Annotated in this window: 15 protein-coding genes; 7 read left to right on the top strand and 8 right to left on the bottom strand. The window is 72.6% G+C overall.

Annotation, left to right across the window (positions count from 1 at the left end; translation table 11 throughout):
* Positions 1–129: 129 nt before the first annotated feature.
* From whiA to uvrC, 4 genes are read right to left on the bottom strand one after another with little or no spacing between them, the layout of a single operon-like run.
* Positions 130–1119, bottom strand: coding sequence for a DNA-binding protein WhiA (gene whiA / locus GTW67_RS02790; protein WP_077798688.1), 990 nt, complete (start codon positions 1117–1119; stop codon positions 130–132).
* Positions 1110–2201 (bottom strand): gluconeogenesis factor YvcK family protein, encoded by a 1092-nt coding sequence (locus GTW67_RS02785; protein WP_161163196.1) that lies wholly within the window; start codon positions 2199–2201, stop codon positions 1110–1112. Before GTW67_RS02785 ends, whiA begins: the two co-directional genes overlap by 10 nt.
* On the bottom strand, positions 2198–3214 hold the full coding sequence (gene rapZ, locus GTW67_RS02780) for an RNase adapter RapZ (protein WP_161163195.1): 1017 nt from the start codon (positions 3212–3214) through the stop codon (positions 2198–2200). Before rapZ ends, GTW67_RS02785 begins: the two co-directional genes overlap by 4 nt.
* Complete coding sequence (gene uvrC, locus GTW67_RS02775; protein WP_161163194.1) at positions 3211–5268, bottom strand: excinuclease ABC subunit UvrC; 2058 nt, start codon at positions 5266–5268, stop codon at positions 3211–3213. Before uvrC ends, rapZ begins: the two co-directional genes overlap by 4 nt.
* Before the next feature lie 352 nt (positions 5269–5620).
* Between uvrC and GTW67_RS02770 the strand changes: the two genes are divergently transcribed.
* Positions 5621–6601: a hypothetical protein gene (locus GTW67_RS02770; RefSeq protein WP_202436745.1), complete on the top strand. Its 981-nt coding sequence runs from the start codon at positions 5621–5623 to the stop codon at positions 6599–6601.
* A 24-nt stretch (positions 6602–6625) separates the two neighbouring features.
* Here GTW67_RS02770 and GTW67_RS02765 read toward each other — a convergent pair whose 3' ends face one another.
* Positions 6626–7048 (bottom strand): Rieske (2Fe-2S) protein, encoded by a 423-nt coding sequence (locus GTW67_RS02765; protein WP_161163193.1) that lies wholly within the window; start codon positions 7046–7048, stop codon positions 6626–6628.
* 234 nt (positions 7049–7282) lie between these two features.
* Here GTW67_RS02765 and GTW67_RS02760 point away from each other — a divergent pair, with 234 nt between their 5' ends.
* Complete coding sequence (locus tag GTW67_RS02760) at positions 7283–8344, top strand: substrate-binding domain-containing protein (protein WP_161163192.1); 1062 nt, start codon at positions 7283–7285, stop codon at positions 8342–8344.
* Positions 8341–9249 (top strand): PfkB family carbohydrate kinase, encoded by a 909-nt coding sequence (locus GTW67_RS02755; RefSeq protein ID WP_161163191.1) that lies wholly within the window; start codon positions 8341–8343, stop codon positions 9247–9249. Before GTW67_RS02760 ends, GTW67_RS02755 begins: the two co-directional genes overlap by 4 nt.
* Before the next feature lie 13 nt (positions 9250–9262).
* On the opposite strand, the gene GTW67_RS02750 is transcribed toward GTW67_RS02755, so the two are convergent.
* Positions 9263–10126 (bottom strand): MmyB family transcriptional regulator, encoded by an 864-nt coding sequence (locus GTW67_RS02750; protein ID WP_161163190.1) that lies wholly within the window; start codon positions 10124–10126, stop codon positions 9263–9265.
* 101 nt (positions 10127–10227) lie between these two features.
* On the opposite strand from GTW67_RS02750, the gene GTW67_RS02745 reads away from it, so the two are divergent.
* Positions 10228–10788, top strand: coding sequence for a YceI family protein (locus GTW67_RS02745; protein WP_161163189.1), 561 nt, complete (start codon positions 10228–10230; stop codon positions 10786–10788).
* A gap of 90 nt (positions 10789–10878) precedes the next feature.
* Here GTW67_RS02745 and uvrA read toward each other — a convergent pair whose 3' ends face one another.
* On the bottom strand, positions 10879–13896 hold the full coding sequence (uvrA, locus tag GTW67_RS02740) for an excinuclease ABC subunit UvrA (RefSeq protein WP_161163188.1): 3018 nt from the start codon (positions 13894–13896) through the stop codon (positions 10879–10881).
* 223 nt (positions 13897–14119) lie between these two features.
* Here uvrA and GTW67_RS02735 point away from each other — a divergent pair, with 223 nt between their 5' ends.
* Entirely contained in the window at positions 14120–14806 is a 687-nt protein-coding gene (locus tag GTW67_RS02735) for a maleylpyruvate isomerase family mycothiol-dependent enzyme (RefSeq protein ID WP_161163187.1), read from the top strand.
* Between the two features lie 47 nt (positions 14807–14853).
* Positions 14854–15510: an MBL fold metallo-hydrolase gene (locus GTW67_RS02730; protein ID WP_161163186.1), complete on the top strand. Its 657-nt coding sequence runs from the start codon at positions 14854–14856 to the stop codon at positions 15508–15510.
* Positions 15511–15549: 39 nt separating this feature from the next.
* Here GTW67_RS02730 and aroQ read toward each other — a convergent pair whose 3' ends face one another.
* A complete protein-coding gene (gene aroQ, locus GTW67_RS02725; RefSeq protein ID WP_161163197.1) occupies positions 15550–16023 on the bottom strand; it encodes a type II 3-dehydroquinate dehydratase in 474 nt (157 codons plus the stop codon).
* A gap of 103 nt (positions 16024–16126) precedes the next feature.
* Here aroQ and GTW67_RS02720 point away from each other — a divergent pair.
* A partial coding sequence (locus tag GTW67_RS02720; RefSeq protein WP_202436743.1) for an LD-carboxypeptidase occupies positions 16127–16512 on the top strand: 386 nt, incomplete at its 3' end.

The following is a 16512-nucleotide window of genomic DNA, read 5'->3' as shown; positions in this document are numbered from 1 at the left end:
GGCCGCGTACCGGGCAGGTCCTGGTCGGCCTCGGCGCCGTCCGCCCTGGCCCGGGCCGTCCGCCGGGCCGGGCCTCCGGCGGGCGTCGGCCCGGGTGCGTCGGTGCGGCGTCCCGCCGGTCGGGCTCCGTCAGCCGACGAGGTTGTCCGCGAGTTCCTCGCCGAGGTTGGCCTCCGTGCCCGGGATGCCGAGGTCCGAGGCCCGCTTGTCGGCCATCGCCAGCAGGCGGCGGATGCGGCCGGCGACGGCGTCCTTGGTCAGCGGCGGGTCGGCGAGGGCGCCCAGCTCCTCCAGGGAGGCCTGCTTGTGCTCCATGCGCAGCCGGCCCGCGGCGGCGAGGTGCTCGGGCACGTCGTCGGCCAGGATCTCCAGGGCCCGCTGCACCCGCGCGCCGGCGGCGACGGCCGCACGGGCCGAGCGGCGCAGGTTGGCGTCGTCGAAGTTGGCGAGGCGGTTGGCGGTGGCCCGCACCTCGCGACGCATCCGCCGCTCCTCCCAGGCCAGCACCGACTCGTGGGCGCCGAGCCGGGTGAGCAGCGCACCGATCGCGTCGCCGTCGCGGACGACGACCCGGTCCACACCGCGCACCTCACGGGCCTTGGCGGCGATCGACAGCCGGCGGGCCGCGCCGACCAGGGCGAGCGCGGCCTCGGGACCCGGGCAGGTCACCTCCAGGGAGGAGGAGCGGCCGGGCTCGGTGAGCGAGCCGTGCGCCAGGAAGGCCCCGCGCCAGGCGGCCTCGGCGTCGCAGGTGGCCCCCGAGACCACCTGCGGCGGCAGGCCGCGGATCGGCCGGCCCCGGCCGTCCACCAGGCCGGTCTGCCGGGCCAGCTGGTCACCGCCCGCTACCACCCGTACGACGTAACGCGAGCCGCGGCGCAGCCCGCCCGGCGCCATCACGATCAGCTCGGAACTGTGCCCGAAGATCTCCAGGATGTCCCGCTTGAGCCGGCGCGCCGCCATCGCGGTGTCCAGCTCCGCCTCGATCACGATGCGCCCGCTCACCAGGTGAAGGCCGCCGGCGAACCGCAGCACGGCGGAGACCTCCGCCTTCCTGCAGCAGGTCCGGGTGACGGGAAGCCGGGAGATCTCATCCTTCACCGCTGCCGTCATCGCCATGGGCCGATCCTTCCATGCATCCGAAAAATACGGTCGTACGCGGCGGCCAGCAGCTCCGGGTCGTGCCTCGGGGTCCCGTCGGTCCGGGCGACCGGAGCGAGTTCGACCGCGGCGCCGAACCGTTTCGCGGCGTCGGCGAGCGAGTCACGGTCCGGCACGGCGGCCTCGTCGGCCAGCACCACGTCCAGGGCGAGTTTAGGGGCGTGTCGTCCCAAAACCTCCAAATGACGCTGCGGGGAGAAGCCCTCGGTTTCTCCGGGCTGCGGGGCGAGGTTCAGGGAGAGCACCCGGCGGGCCTTCGTCTCGGCCAGCGCGTCCAGCAGGTCGGGCACCAGCAGGTGCGGGATGACCGAGGAGAACCAGGAGCCGGGGCCGAGCACCACCCAGTCCGCGTCCAGGACGGCCTCGACCGCCTCGGGGACGGCGGGCGGGTCGTTCGGCACGAGGTGCACGGACTGCACCTCGCCGGGGGTGAGGGCGACGGTGGCCTGTCCCCGTACGGTGTCGACCTCCTCCGGCCGCTCCGGGTCGTGGCCCTTGACCAGGGCCTGGAGCTCCAGCGGGACGGCGGACATGGGCAGCACGCGCCCGTGCGCGCCGAGCAGCTTGCCGACCAGGTCGAGGGCCTGGACATGGTCGCCGAGCTGCTCCCACAGGGCGACGATCAGCAGATTGCCGACCGCGTGTTCGTGCAGGTCGCCCTGGGACTGGAAGCGGTGCTGGATGACGCGGGCCCAGGTCTGGCCCCAGTCGTCGTCGCCGCACAGCGCGGCCAGCGCCTTGCGCAGGTCGCCGGGCGGCAGGACGCCCAGCTCGTCGCGGAGCCGCCCGCTGGATCCGCCGTCGTCGGCCACGGTGACGACGGCGGTCAGGTCGCCGGTGATCCGGCGCAGTGCGGCGAGCGAGGCGGACAGGCCCATGCCGCCGCCGAGGGCGACGACCTTGGGCTGGGTGCCCCGGCGGCGCGGCTTGGCACCGCGCGCCTGTTCGGGCCGGGCGGCGCGGGCGTCGGCGGGTCTGCCACCGCGCCCCTCGGGCACCACCCGGCGCAGCCTGCTCAGCCGCGGAGTACGTCCTGTCATTCCCGTCCCATGTCCCGGTGGACGACCACCGTCTCCACGCCCTCGGCTGCGAGCCGGGCGGCGAGCTTCTCCGACATGGCCACGGACCGGTGCTTGCCGCCGGTGCAGCCGACGGCCACGGTCACATAGCGCTTGCCCTCACGACGGTAGCCCGCGGCGATCAGCTGGAGCAGCTCGGCATAGCGGTCGAGGAACTCCTTGGCCCCGGGCTGGTTGAGGACGTAGGACGACACCTCCTCGTTCAGGCCGGTGAAGGGGCGCAGCTCCGGGACCCAGTGCGGGTTGGGCAGGAAGCGCATGTCCACGACCAGGTCGGCGTCGACCGGCAGGCCGTACTTGAAGCCGAAGGACATGACGGTGGCCCGCAGCTCGGGCTCCTCCTCGCCGGCGAACTGGGCGTCCATCTTGGCGCGCAGTTCGTGCACGTTGAGGCTGGAGGTGTCGATGACCAGGTCGGCGTCGCCGCGCAGCTCGCGCAGCAGCTGCCGCTCGGCGGCGATGCCGTCGACGATGCGGCCGTCGCCCTGGAGGGGGTGCGGTCGGCGCACCGACTCGAAGCGGCGCACCAGGGCCTCTTCGGAGGACTCCAGGAAGACGATGCGCCGGGTGACGCCGCGGGCGTCGAGGTCGGCGAGGGATTCGCGCAGGTTGTCGAAGAAGCGCCGGCCGCGGACGTCCACGACCACGGCGATCCGCGCCACGTTGCCCTGCGAGCGGGCGCCCAGCTCCACCATGGTGGGGATGAGGGCGGGCGGCAGGTTGTCGACGACGAACCAGCCGAGGTCCTCCAGGCACTTGGCGGCCGTCGAGCGGCCGGCTCCGGACATGCCGGAGATGATCACCAACTCGGGGATGGCCGCCTCGTGCGCCCCGGCTGTTTCCTTGGCCGTACTCACCTGTGCTCCGTCGTCCTGGCGTCCGTCGGGCCGGGCCGGCTGCGGCTCCGTCTGCCCGCCGGCCGTGGCCTGCGTCTGTTCTCGTCCTGTTGCGGGCTGTGCGTCGTGCTCGGTCATCTCTCCTGCCCCCGTCGTTCGTCCGGGGTGCCCGCGGGTACGGGCTCCCCCGGGGCATCCTCCGTCGTCCCGGGTGCCCCGTCGTCCTCTTCCATGATCTCTCCGGTCGCCGTGTTGACGGCGGGCGCGGCCGGGGTCGCCCGGGCGAGGGCCACGGCGACCGTCTCGGCCGTCTTGCGGCCTATGCCGGGCACCTCGCAGATCTGGTCGATCGTCGCCGACCGGAGCTTCTTCACCGAACCGAAGTGCTTGATCAGCGCCTGCTTGCGGGTCTCCCCCAGGCCGGGCACGTCGTCCAGGGGGCTCGACCGGAAGCGTTTGGCGCGCTTGGAGCGCTGGTAGGTGATCGCGAAGCGGTGGGCCTCGTCGCGGACCCGCTGGAGCAGGTACAGGCCCTCGCTGGTGCGGGGCAGCACGACCGGGTCGTCCTCGCGGGGCAGCCAGACCTCCTCCAGCCGCTTGGCGAGGCCGCACACGGCGATGTCGTCGATGCCGAGCTCGTCCAGGGCCCGCTGGGCCGCCGCGACCTGCGGCTGTCCGCCGTCGACGACGACGAGCTGGGGCGGGTAGGCGAAGCGCTTGGGGCGGCCGTCCTCGTCCTTGAGCGGCTCCCCCTCCAGGGTCTCGTCGCCGTCCGTCCACTCGCCGGTCCGCTCCTTCTCGGCGAGATAGCGCCGGAAGCGGCGGGTGATGACCTCGTGCATGGAACGGACGTCGTCCTGTCCCTCGAAGCCCTTGATCTGGAACCGGCGGTATTCGCTCTTGCGGGCCAGTCCGTCCTCGAAGACGACCATGGAGGCCACCACGTCGTCGCCCTGGAGGTGGGAGATGTCGTAGCACTCGACGCGCAGCGGGGCGCTGTCGAGGCCGAGGGCCTCGGCGATCTCCTCCAGGGCGCGCGAGCGCGTGGTCAGGTCGGAGGCGCGCTTGGTCTTGTGCAGCACGAGCGCCTGCTGCGCGTTGCGCTGGACGGTCTCCATCAGGGCCTTCTTGTCGCCGCGCTGCGGGATGCGCAGCGACACGCCGGAGCCGCGGCGGTCGGTGAGCCACTGCTGCACCGGCTCGACGAGGTCGGGCAGGGCCGGGACCAGGACCTCCTTGGGGACGGCGTCGCCCCTCTCCTCGCCGTAGAGCTGCTGGAGGGCGTGTTCGACGAGGGCGCCGGTGGTGATGTCCTCCACCTTGTCGGTGACCCAGCCGCGCTGTCCGCGCACGCGTCCGCCGCGCACGTGGAAGATCTGGACGGCCGCCTCCAGCTCGTCCTCGGCGACGGCGATCAGGTCGGCGTCGGTCGCGTCGGCGAGCACGACCGCGCTCTTCTCCATGGCCTTCTTCAGGGCCCCGATGTCGTCGCGCAGGCGGGCCGCCCGCTCGTACTCCATGTCCTCGGCGGCCTCGGCCATCTGCTTCTCCAGGCGGCGCAGATAGGTGCCCGTGCGGCCGGCCATGAAGTCGCAGAACTCGTCGGCCAGGTCCCAGTGGTCGTCGGGGGTGATCCGGCCGACGCAGGGCGCGGAGCACTTGCCGATGTAGCCGAGCAGGCAGGGGCGGCCGGTGCGGGCGGCGTTCTTGAAGACGCCGGCCGAGCAGGTGCGTACCGGGAAGACGCGCAGCAGGAGGTCGACCGTGTCGCGGATGGCCCAGGCGTGTCCGTAGGGCCCGAAGTAGCGCACGCCCTTCTTCTTGTGGCCACGCATCACCTGCACGCGCGGGAACTCCTCGTTCATCGTCACCGCGAGGTAGGGGTAGCTCTTGTCGTCGCGGTACTTGACGTTGAACCGGGGGTCGTACTCCTTGATCCAGGAGTACTCCAGTTGCAGGGCCTCGACCTCCGTGGACACCACCGTCCACTCCACGGACGCGGCGGTGGTGACCATGGTGCGGGTGCGCGGGTGGAGGTGCGCCAGGTCCTGGAAGTAGTTCGCCAGGCGCTGGCGCAGGCTCTTCGCCTTTCCGACGTAGATCACCCGGCGGTGCTCGTCGCGGAACCTGTACACCCCCGGGGTGTCCGGGATCTCTCCCGGCCTGGGGCGGTAGCTGGAGGGGTCGGCCATGACTCACACCCTACTGGCGGGGACCGACAGTCCGGCGGGCCTGTGGACGACGGACGCGGGCCCCTGTGGACAACCGCCGGCGACCTTCCCGGGGACCGTCCGGGGCCGGTCGGTCACGCGCGGTGGCACCGGGAAGCCGGGCCGGTGCGTTCTCGGCCAGGAGTGCGCCGCGGTCCGGCTTCAGGTGTTGTCGGGACTAGGTCAACACGCTTCAATGCGGGGGAACTCGGGGCCCTGGAGCGCGGCGTACGGATGTGGAGACCTCCCCTGCGCCGCGACAGGGGGCGGGCCCCGCGGATTGGCGCCGAACGGTCCGACCAGCCGTTGTGAACATCCACAGAAAGGCCCCTGCATGCCGCACGCCACACAGCACGCGGACACCGACATCGCGGACGTCGTCACCGCGGGCGCCGACACCGCGGAACTCGACTCGGCCCTGCGCGGTGGCCCCTTCCACGTCGCCCTGCGCGCCGCGATCGCCGCCCGTGGACTGCCGCTGCAACGCGTCCAGCACCATCTGTCGCGGCACGGGGTGACGGTGGGCGTCACGAGCCTGAGCTACTGGCAGCAGGGCGCCCGGCGTCCGCAGCGCCCGGAGTCGCTGCGGGCCGTGCGGGCCCTGGAGGAGATACTCCAGCTGCCGGAGGAGTCCCTGATCCGCTTGCTCGCCGAGACCGACGAGCCCGCCTCGGCGCATCGGTCCGCCGTGCGCTCCTACCGGTCCCGTGTCGAGGCCTCCGGCGTCCTGGACCGGCTGCTGGCCGAGCTCGGCCGCCCGTCGGCGGACGACGGGCTGCACACCCTCGGGCACCACGAACGGGTCCGGATCGGGGCCCGGCGCGAGCTGGCGGGACGCGAGTCGCACCTCATCGTCCGCGCCCACCGGGACGGCGTCGACCGCTTCGTCGCCGTCCACCACGGCGACCCGGGGTGCGCGCCCGCGCGGATGGCCGTCCACGCGCTGGAGAACTGCCGCGCGGGGCGCGTCCGCATCCACCACGACACCGGTGTGCTGGTGACGGAGCTGCTCTTCGACACGCGTCTGCGGGCCGGGGACACCTATCTCTTCCGGTACGGCGTCGAGGACGGCACCGCGGGCGTGTCGCACGAGTACGTCCGCGCGTTCGGCGCGGCGGGCGGCCAGTACGCCCTCCAGGTGGGGTTCGACCCGGCGGCGGCGCCCGTGGCCTGCCGGCGGTTCACGCAGCACTCGGCGGCGGCGCCGCGCGGCGGCCGGCGGGAGCTGGCCATGAGCGGGCCGCACCACTCCGTGCACCTCGTGGAGGCGCGGGTGCGGCCGGGCATGCTGGGGATCGCGTGGGACTGGGAGTGAGCGGGCGCTCCTGACGTGGGGCGGTCAGGTCGTCGGAGTCGCGACGATCCGGCCCTGTCGCACGTCGACCCGCAGTTCCACGAGCGCCACGGTCGCCGGGGCGTGCAGCACCTCGCCGGTGCGGGCGTCGAACTCGCTGCCGTGGCAGGAGCAGACGAGCTTGGTCCCCTCCAGCTTCTTGATGGGGCACCCCGCGTGCGTGCAGATCGTGCTGTAGGCCTTCAGCGCGCCGTCCTCCGCCCGGCTCACCACCACGTTCTGGTCCCGGTAGAGCTTCGCGGTGCCCTTGGCGACCTCGCCCTCCGCACCGAGCTCGACGGGCGCGGTCGGCTGGGCGGCCGCGCCGTCGTCGCCCGGTGAGCAGGCGGCCAGACCGAGCCCGGCGACGGGCGTGAGGGCCGCCGAGCGCAGGACGGTACGACGGCTCGGGACGGGGCGGCCGGACATGGCGATCTCCACTGGTCGAAGGTGTGCAGGGCGACGATATCCGGCGGCTCCCGGCGTCCGGCCGGGCGGGTCGGCGTGCGGAGGGTGTGCCGCACTCACCGACGTAAGCGATTGCGCAAGCGTTTACGTCCGCCCCGGGACCGGCTACGCTCCCCGGCAGCACAAGGCAGAACACAGCAGAACACAGCAGGTCACGGCAGAACACAGCAGACGTACGACGGAAGGGGCGCTCCGGTGGCGACGATGGCCGATGTCGCGCGGCGCGCCGGCGTCTCCGTGGCGACCGTCTCGCACGTGCTCAACGACACCCGTCCCGTGCTGCCGCCCACCCGCCGGGCGGTGCTGGACGCCGTCGAGGAGCTCGGTTACACCCCGAACACCCTGGCCCGCTCCCTGGTGACCTCCCGCACCCGTTCCCTCGGGCTCGCGGTGTCGGCGATCAGCAATCCCTACTTCACGGAGATCCTCCAGGGCGTCGAGGCCGAGGCCCTGGCGCACGGCTACAGCCTGCTCATCGCCGACCCGCACGACGACCCCGGGCACGAGCTGGAGGTCGTGCGGCTGCTGCACGAGCGGCGCGTGGACGGCATGATCGTCGCGCCCTCCGCCGAGCCGGCCGCGCTCGTCGCCTATCTGGCCCGCCACCGGGTGCCCGCCGTGTTCCTGGACCGGGTCGTCGACACGCCGGAGGACGGCGGCCCCCGTTACGACCAGGTGTGCGCGGAGAGCGCCGAACCCACCGCTGGGCTGGTCGGCCATCTCGCCGGGCTCGGTCACCGGCGGATCGGCCTGGTCGCGGGCCGGCCGGGGTTCAGCACCACGCGCGAGCGGGTCACCGGGTACCGGGACGGCCTCACCGCCGCCGGGCTGCCGTACGACGAGCGGCTGGTGGTGCACGGCGACTCCGACGCGGCCGGCGGCGAACGGGCCACGGCGGTCCTGCTGTCCCTCGCGGCGCCGCCCACCGCGCTGGTCACCGCCAACAACGCGATGACCCTCGGCGCGCTGCGCGCCCTGCGGGACCGCGGTCTGTCCGTGCCCGGCGACCTCGCCCTGTGCTGCTTCGACGACTTCCCCTGGGCGGACCTGTTCGCTCCGCGCCTGACCGCCGTGGCGCAGCCCAGCAAGGACGTCGGCGCCCAGGCCGTCCGGCTGCTGCTGGAGCGGCTCGCCGCGCCGGACCGGCCGGCACGAACCGTGCGGCTGCCCTGCGCCTTCGTCCACCGCACCTCCTGCGGCTGCCCCGAGCGGCCACGGCACGTCATCGAACCGGACCACGAAAGGACACTCCCGTGATCGTCGTCGCCGGTGAGGCACTGATCGACCTGGTACCGCAGGGCACGGGCGCCCTCGCCGCGCTGCGCCCGGCGCTCGGCGGCGGCCCCTACAACACCGCCGTCGCGCTGGGCCGCCTCGGCTCCCCCGCCGCCTTCTGCTCCCGGGTGTCGTACGACGCCTTCGGCGAGGCGCTGCTGGACCGGCTGCGCGAAACCGGCGTGGACGTGTCGCCGGTGCAGCGCGGGACCGAGCCGACGACGCTCGCCGTGGCCACGGTCGGCACGGACGGCTCGGCCGCGTACTCCTTCTACGTGGAGGGCACCGCGGACCGGCTGTTCACGGTGCCGTCCGCGCTGCCGCCGGGCACGCGCGCGGTGTCCTTCGGCACCTGTTCGCTGGTGCTGGAGCCGGGGGCGAGCGCGTACGAGGAGCTGCTGCGGGAGACGGCGGCGCGGGGCGTGTTCACGGCGCTCGACCCGAACATCCGGGCCGGTCTGATCCCTGACCCGGACGCCTACCGGGCCCGGTTCAAGAGCTGGCTGCCGTCGGTGTCGCTGCTGAAGCTGTCCGCGGAGGACGCCGAGTGGCTGGGCGGCACCCCCCGGGAATGGCTGGCGGCCGGTCCGGCGGCGGTGGTGATCACCCGCGGCGGTGAGGGGCTGACGGCGTTCACCCGCGACGGGGGCGAGTACGCGGTGCCGGGCGAGCGGGTCGAGGTGGTGGACACCATCGGCGCGGGCGACACGGTGAACGCGGCGCTGCTGCACGGCCTTTCGGTGCGGGACGCGCTCGACGAGCACGCGGTGGCCGCGCTGGGCCCGGACGGCTGGGCGGGCCTGCTGGGTTTCGCCGCCCGCGCGGCGGCGGTCACCTGCTCGCGCGCGGGCGCGGAGCCTCCGTACGCCCACGAGGTGGCCGTCTGACGGCCCGCCGTGCTCAGCCGGCCGGCCGTACGGCCCGCAGGGCGCCGGGGCGACGCCCGTCGAGGCGGTCCAGGGCGGCGGCCGTGGCGTCGTCCGCGGGCAGGAGCACGACGATCCACTGGCCGTCCTCGGGCAGCGCGAGCATCTCTTGCAGCAGGCTCAGCGGGCCGGCCTCGGGGTGCCGGACGTGCTGGGTGCCGACGCGTCGCGGGGTCAGGGCGAGGTCGGCGAACCGGTCGGTGAACTCCGCGCCGGCCGTCACCGTCAGCTCGTCGGCCAGCTCGGCGACGTACGGGTCCCGCAGCGGGGCGCTGTGCCGGAGCCGGGCGACCAGGTCGTCGGCGACGCGGTCCCAGTCGGGGTAGGCCTCGCGGGCGCGCTCGTCGGTGAACAGGTGGCGCAGCAGGTTGGGCCGCTCGGCGTCGAGCAGGCCGAGCGGGCCGGTGAGCCGGGCGTAGCCGGCGGTGTGGGCGAGGACGTCGCCGATCCAGTTCAGCACCACGGCGGGGGCGGGTTCCAGCCGGTCCAGGACGGCCCGCACGGTGGGCCGCGCCTCACGGCCGAGCGGCGGGGCCGCCGGGCACAGGAGCGGGTCGCCGCCGTCGGCCTCCTTGGTCAGCCGGCGCAGCACCATCCGGTTGCTCAGGGACAGGTTCAACGCGTCCGCGAGAGCGCCGAGCACCTGGGCGGACGGATGGCGGTCACGGCCCTGTTCGAGCCGGGTGAGGTACTCGACGCTGACGCCGGCGAGCGTCGCCAGTTCGGCGCGGCGCAGGCCGGGCGTGCGACGGCGGGGGCCGGCGGGCAGCCCCACCTCGGCAGGGCCGACGGACTCCCGCTGGCTGCGCAGAAACGTGCCCAACTCGTTGTCGCTCACCCGGGGAACGTACCAACCCGCGCGGGCGGGAGGGTGGCCCTGCGACTACCACGCTCACGCCGGTCTCCCTGCCGGGGCGCGGGGCCCGCAGGGTGGTCGGCATGACCAACGACACCGCCACCACCGCCGCCACTCCCCTGCCGGTCGCCCCCGGCCAGTGGGCTCTCGACCCCTTGCACTCCGCCGTGAACTTCACGATCCGCCATCTCGGCATCGCCAAGGTGCGGGGGCGTTTCAACGGTGTGGAGGCCGGCCTCTTCGTCGGCGAGACGGCCGGGGACGTCCGGGTGTCCGCGACGATCGACCTGGCCTCCGTCGACACGGGCAACGCCGACCGGGACGCGCACGTGCGCGCCGCCGATCTGCTCGACGTGGAGAAGCGTCCGACGATGACCTACCGCTCGACCCGGGTGTCGGGCGAGGGCGAGGACTGGGTCATGGAGGGCGAGCTGACGATCGGGGACGTGACCCGGCCCGTCACGCTCGCCGTGGAGTTCGGCGGGCTGGTGGACGTGCCCATGGACGGCAGCCGGCACGCCGGGTTCGAGGCGACGGGTGAGATCCGGCGCAGCGAGTTCGGGCTGGACTTCGCTCCGGGGCTGCTCGGGGACGTGGTGAAGATCCAGCTCGACATGCAGTTCGTGGAGCCGGCGGGCGCCTGAGCCGCCGGATACGCGGACGCGCGGACGCGCCGTGTCCCACGGGGTCTTCCGTGGGACGCGGCGCGTCCTTGTGCGGGCGTTCCCGTGCGGCTACGCCTTGGTCGTCCGCGTCGTCTTCTTCGCGGCGGTCTTGGCCGGGGTTTTCGCGGTGGTCTTCGCCGTGGTGGCGCCGACCTTCTTGGTGGCCGTCTTGCGGGCGGTGGCCTTGGCCGCCACCGTCTTGGCCGCCTTGCGCGTGGCCTGCGCCGGGATCGCGTCGCTGACGCGGTCGGCGCCGAGGATGTCCCTGAGGAACTTGCCGGTGTGGCTGGCCGGGACTCCGGCGATCTCCTCCGGCGTGCCTTCGGCGACCACCAGGCCACCGCCGGCGCCGCCCTCGGGACCCATGTCGACGACCCAGTCGGCCGTCTTGATCACGTCGAGGTTGTGCTCGATGACGATGACCGTGTTGCCCTTGTCGACCAGGCCGGACAGGACGGTGAGCAGCTTGCTGATGTCCTCGAAGTGCAGACCGGTGGTCGGCTCGTCCAGGACGTAGACCGTGCGGCCGGTGGAGCGGCGCTGGAGCTCGCTGGCGAGCTTCACGCGCTGTGCCTCACCGCCGGACAGGGTGGTCGCGGACTGGCCGAGCCGGACGTAGCCGAGGCCGACGTCCTTGAGGGTCTTCATGTGCCGGGCGATCGCGGGGACCGCCTCGAAGAAGTCGGTGGCCTCCTCGATCGGCATGTTCAGGACGTCGGCGATGGACTTGCCCTTGTAGTGGACCTCCAGGGTCTCCCGGTTGTACCGGGCACCGTGGCAGACCTCGCACGGGACGTAGACGTCCGGGAGGAAGTTCATCTCGATCTTGATCGTGCCGTCGCCCGCGCAGTTCTCGCAGCGGCCGCCCTTGACGTTGAAGGAGAACCGGCCCGGCATGTAGCCGCGGACCTTCGCCTCGGTCGTCTCGGCGAACAGCTTGCGGATGTGGTCGAAGACGCCGGTGTACGTCGCCGGATTGGACCGCGGGGTGCGGCCGATGGGCGACTGGTCGACGTGGACGACCTTGTCGACGAGGTCGTCGCCCTCCACGCGCGTGTGCCGTCCGGGCACGCTGCGGGCGCCGTTCAGCTCCCGCGCGAGGTGGGTGTAGAGGATGTCGTTGACCAGGGTCGACTTGCCGGAGCCGGAGACGCCCGTCACCGCGGTGAAGACGCCCAGCGGGAAGGACACGTCGATGTCCTGGAGGTTGTTCTCCCGGGCCCCGTGCACGGTGAGCCGGCGGGACGGGTCCTGCGGGCGGCGCACGTCGGGCAGCGGGATGGCCTTCTTGCCCGACAGGTACAGGCCGGTCTGCGACTCGGCGTTGTCGAGCAGCTCCTTCACCGAGCCGCTGTGCACCACCTTGCCGCCGTGCTCACCGGCGCCGGGGCCGATGTCGACGATCCAGTCGGCGACCTTGATGGTGTCCTCGTCGTGCTCGACGACGATGAGCGTGTTGCCCATGTCGCGGAGCCGGACGAGGGTCTCGATCAGCCGGTGGTTGTCGCGCTGGTGCAGGCCGATGGACGGCTCGTCGAGGACGTACAGCACGCCGACGAGTCCGGAGCCGATCTGGGTGGCCAGGCGGATGCGCTGGGCCTCGCCGCCGGAGAGCGTGCCGGCCGCCCGGTTCAGCGAGAGGTAGTCGAGGCCGACGTCGACCAGAAAGCGCAGCCGCTCGTTGACCTCCTTCAGCACGCGCTCGGCGATCTTCTTGTCGCGGGCGCTGAGCTTCAGCTCGCCGAGGAAGTCGGCGCAGTCGCTGATGGACATCGCCGAGACCTCGGCGATCGACTTGCCCATGACGGTGACCGCGAGGACGAGCGGCTTCAGGCGGGTGCCCTCACAGGTGGGGCAGGGCACCTCGCGCATGTAGCCCTCGAAGCGCTCGCGGCTGGCGTCGCTCTCGGACTCGCTGTGCCGGCGCTTGACGAAGGGGACGGCGCCCTCGAAGGCCGTGGTGTAGCGGCGCTCGCGCCCGTAGCGGTTGCGGTAGCGGACCTCGACCTGCGTCTTGTGCCCGTACAGCAGGGCCTTGCGGGCCCGCAGGGGCAGCCCCGCGAACGGGATGTCCGTGCGGAAGCCCAGCGCCTCGGCGAGGGCGCCGATCAGGCGGGCGAAGTAGTCCTTGGTGTGCCCGTGCGACCAGGGGTGGATGGCGCCCTCGTCCAGGGACTTGTCCGGGTCCGGGACGATCAGCTCCGGGTCGACCTCCATGCGGGTGCCGATGCCGGAGCAGTCGGGGCAGGCGCCGAAGGGCGAGTTGAAGGAGAAGGAGCGGGGCTCCAGCTCCTCGAAGGACAGGTCGTCGTACGGGCAGTACAGGTGCTCCGAGTACATGCGCTCGCGCTCGGGGTCGTCCTCGGGGAGGTCGACGAAATCGAGCACGACCATGCCGCCGGACAGGCCGAGCGCGGTCTCCACGGAGTCGGTGAGGCGCCGCTTGGCGGAGTCCTTGACGGTGAGGCGGTCGACGACCACCTCGATGGTGTGCTTCTCCTGCTTCTTCAGCGTGGGCGGCTGGGAGAGCTGGACGGTCTCGCCGTCCACCCGCGCGCGGGAGTAGCCCTTGGTCTGGAGGTCGGCGAAGAGGTCGACGAACTCGCCCTTGCGCTCGCGCACCAGCGGCGACAGCACCTGGAAGCGGCTGCCCTCCGGCAGCTCCAGCACCTTGTCGACGATGGCCTGCGGCGACTGGCGCGAGATCGGCCGGCCGCACTCGGGACAGTGCGGCTTGCCGATGCGGGCGAAGAGCAGGCGCAGGTAGTCGTAGACCTCGGTGATGGTGCCGACCGTGGAGCGCGGGTTGCGCGAGGTCGACTTCTGGTCGATGGAGACCGCCGGGGAGAGGCCCTCGATGAAGTCGACGTCCGGCTTGTCCATCTGGCCGAGGAACTGCCGGGCGTAGGAGGAGAGCGACTCCACGTAGCGCCGCTGGCCCTCGGCGAAGATCGTGTCGAAGGCCAGGGAGGACTTGCCCGACCCGGACAGGCCCGTGAAGACGATGAGCGAGTCGCGAGGCAGGTCGAGCGAGACGTTCTTCAGATTGTGCTCGCGCGCGCCACGGACGATGAGACGGTCGGCCACGCCGGTCCGCACCTTTCTTGAGAGAAGTGACAGGGGCGGGGCCCCCGTCTTTCTCAGACTAGGGGGAGCCACTGACAACGCCGGTCGGGTTCACCGGTTGTCAACAAACCCCGACTCCCCAGCATGCCCGACGCCGCACTCGACCATATAGCACGCGCATTCGATTTACGGGGGTCGTCGGCCACCTTCACCCGAACGTGTGGTGCGGTCTAGGGTCGACGGCATGATTGATCACGTGCGTGACCTGGCGTCTGTACGGGACGCCACCGAGCGGCTGCTGACCGCTGTCGGCAAACTGGACAACGCGGGCGTGACGGACCAGTCACGGCTTCCCGGCTGGACCCGCGGCCATGTCCTCGCCCACCTCGCCCGCAACGCGGACGCCCTCGTGAACGTCCTGGAGGGCCGCCCCATGTACGTCTCCGCCGAGGCCCGGGACGCCGACATCGAGCGGGACGCCCCGCGCCCCCTGGACGCGCAGCTCACGGACGTGCGCGAGAGCGCCGCCCGCTTCCAGGAGGCCGGCGCCGCCCCCGCCGACTGGTCGCGTACGCTCACGCTGCGCAACGGGGTCACCGACTCGGCGTCCCGGCTGCCCTTCCGGCGCTGGGTCGAGGTGGAGCTGCACCACGTGGACCTCGGGATCGGCTACGAGCTGGAGGACCTTCCGGAGGAGTTCACCGAGCGGGAGATCGCCTTCCTCGCCGCCCGGTTCGACGGGCACCCGGACGTGCCGCCCACCCGCCTGACGGACGGTACGCGCGCGTGGCGGACGGGCCGCGAGGACGACGGGGCCGGGGTGAGCGTCACCGGGGCACCCGCCGACCTGCTGGGCTGGCTCGCCGGACGGCGCGAGGGAGCCGCGTTGACCGTGGACGGGGGCACGCTGCCCGCGCTGCCGCCGCTGTAGGCCGGGAAGGGGGCTGCGGACCGCCTCCCGGCGATAGGCTGACGACCATGACCTACAGCGGAGAGGTGCGGGTCGGCGGCCCCGCCCAGGTGCACGAGCTCAAGGACCTGATGATCACCAAGGTCGCGGTCGGCCCGATGGACAACAACGCCTATCTGCTGCGCTGCCGGGCCACCGACGAGCAGATGCTGATCGACGCCGCGAACGACGCGCACACCCTGCTCGGCACGATCGGTGACGACGGCATCGCCTCCGTCGTCACCACCCACCGGCACGGCGACCACTGGCAGGCGCTCGCCGAGGTCGTCGCGGCCACCGGCGCCCGTACCCACGCCGGCCGGCACGACGCCGAGGGCATTCCCGTGCCCACCGACGTGCCGGTCGACGACGGCGACACCATCCGGGTGGGGCAGGTGGAACTCACCGCCCGCCACCTGGTCGGACACACACCGGGCTCGATCGTCCTCGTCTACGACGACCCGCACGGGCACCCGCACGTGTTCACCGGGGACTGCCTCTTCCCCGGCGGCGTGGGCAACACCTTCAAGGACCCGAAGGCGTTCGCCACCCTGATCCACGACGTAGAGACCAAGATCTTCGACGCTCTCCCCGACGAGACGTGGGTCTACCCGGGGCACGGCGACGACACCACGCTGGGCGCGGAACGCCCGCATCTGCCGGAGTGGCACGCGCGCGGCTGGTGAGCCGCCGTACGCACCCCGTGTGATCCGACGACGGTTCCCTCAGGTGTCGGCGCGTCCCGCGCCCGCCAGCGCCGCGACCCGCTCCACGCCGAACGCGTATCCCTGCACACCGCAGCCCGCGATGACTCCGTCGGCGCGCTGCGAGACGTAGGAGTGGTGCCGGAACGGCTCGCGCTGGTGGATGTTGGAGATGTGGACCTCCACCACCGGAAGCCCGTCGCAGGTGTTGAGCGCATCCAGGATCGCGACGGACGTGTGCGAGTACGCGGCGGGGTTGATCACGATCCCGCAGTGGTTCAGCCGTGCCTCGTGGATCCAGTCGACCAGTTCGCCCTCGTGGTTGGACTGGCGGAAGTCCACCGTGCCGCCGTGTGCCGCGGCCGTCTTGGCGCACAGGGCCTCGACGTCGGCGAGGGTGTCGGAGCCGTAGATCTCCGGCTGGCGCTGGCCGAGCAGGTTCAGGTTGGGCCCGTTGAGGATCATGATCGGGGCGTTGGCCAGGGTGCGGGGCACGTCTTCCTCCGGTCCGTTCGCGGTGCGGCGGCCCTTGACCGGCCGGCGCTCGCCCCGGTTTATCACGGTGCGTCGGCGGCGCGGCCGGCCGTATCCTCCGCGCATGCCCCCGACGATCATGTACCCGCCCAAGCCCTCGCCCGGAGACCGCGTGGCGGTGATATCGCCCGCGTCGGGTCTGCCCGGACTGTTCCCGCGCCCCTACGAGTTGGGCCTGGAGCGGCTGCGCGAGGAGTTCGGTCTGGAACCGGTCGAGTATCCGGCCACCCGCAAGATGGGCTCCACACCGCGGGAACGGGCCGACGACATCCACGCGGCCTTCGCCGACCCGGACGTCAAGGCCGTGTTCGCGTCGATCGGCGGTGACGACCAGATCACCGTCCTGCCGTATCTGGACCGGGAGTTGCTGCGGGCCCACCCGAAGCCGTTCTTCGGGTGGAGCGACAACACGAACCTGCTGGCCTTTCTGCGCACCACGGGAATCGTGGC

Source organism: Streptomyces sp. SID5910 (genome assembly GCF_009862125.1).
Classification (GTDB): domain Bacteria; phylum Actinomycetota; class Actinomycetes; order Streptomycetales; family Streptomycetaceae; genus Streptomyces.
This window is presented reverse-complemented; position numbering and strand designations above follow the sequence as displayed.

Bases quoted from the DNA above. Each gene is read 5' to 3' on its own strand.
- GTW67_RS02735 (WP_161163187.1), top strand. From the start codon at position 14,120: ATGATTGATCACGTGCGTGACCTGGCGTCTGTACGGGACGCCACCGAG.
- GTW67_RS02770 (WP_202436745.1), top strand. From the start codon at position 5,621: ATGCCGCACGCCACACAGCACGCGGACACCGACATCGCGGACGTCGTC.
- whiA (WP_077798688.1), bottom strand. From the start codon at position 1,119: ATGGCGATGACGGCAGCGGTGAAGGATGAGATCTCCCGGCTTCCCGTC.
- GTW67_RS02730 (WP_161163186.1), top strand. From the start codon at position 14,854: ATGACCTACAGCGGAGAGGTGCGGGTCGGCGGCCCCGCCCAGGTGCAC.
- GTW67_RS02785 (WP_161163196.1), bottom strand. From the start codon at position 2,201: ATGACAGGACGTACTCCGCGGCTGAGCAGGCTGCGCCGGGTGGTGCCC.
- uvrC (WP_161163194.1), bottom strand. From the start codon at position 5,268: ATGGCCGACCCCTCCAGCTACCGCCCCAGGCCGGGAGAGATCCCGGAC.
- rapZ (WP_161163195.1), bottom strand. From the start codon at position 3,214: ATGACCGAGCACGACGCACAGCCCGCAACAGGACGAGAACAGACGCAG.
- GTW67_RS02745 (WP_161163189.1), top strand. From the start codon at position 10,228: ATGACCAACGACACCGCCACCACCGCCGCCACTCCCCTGCCGGTCGCC.
- GTW67_RS02765 (WP_161163193.1), bottom strand. From the start codon at position 7,048: ATGTCCGGCCGCCCCGTCCCGAGCCGTCGTACCGTCCTGCGCTCGGCG.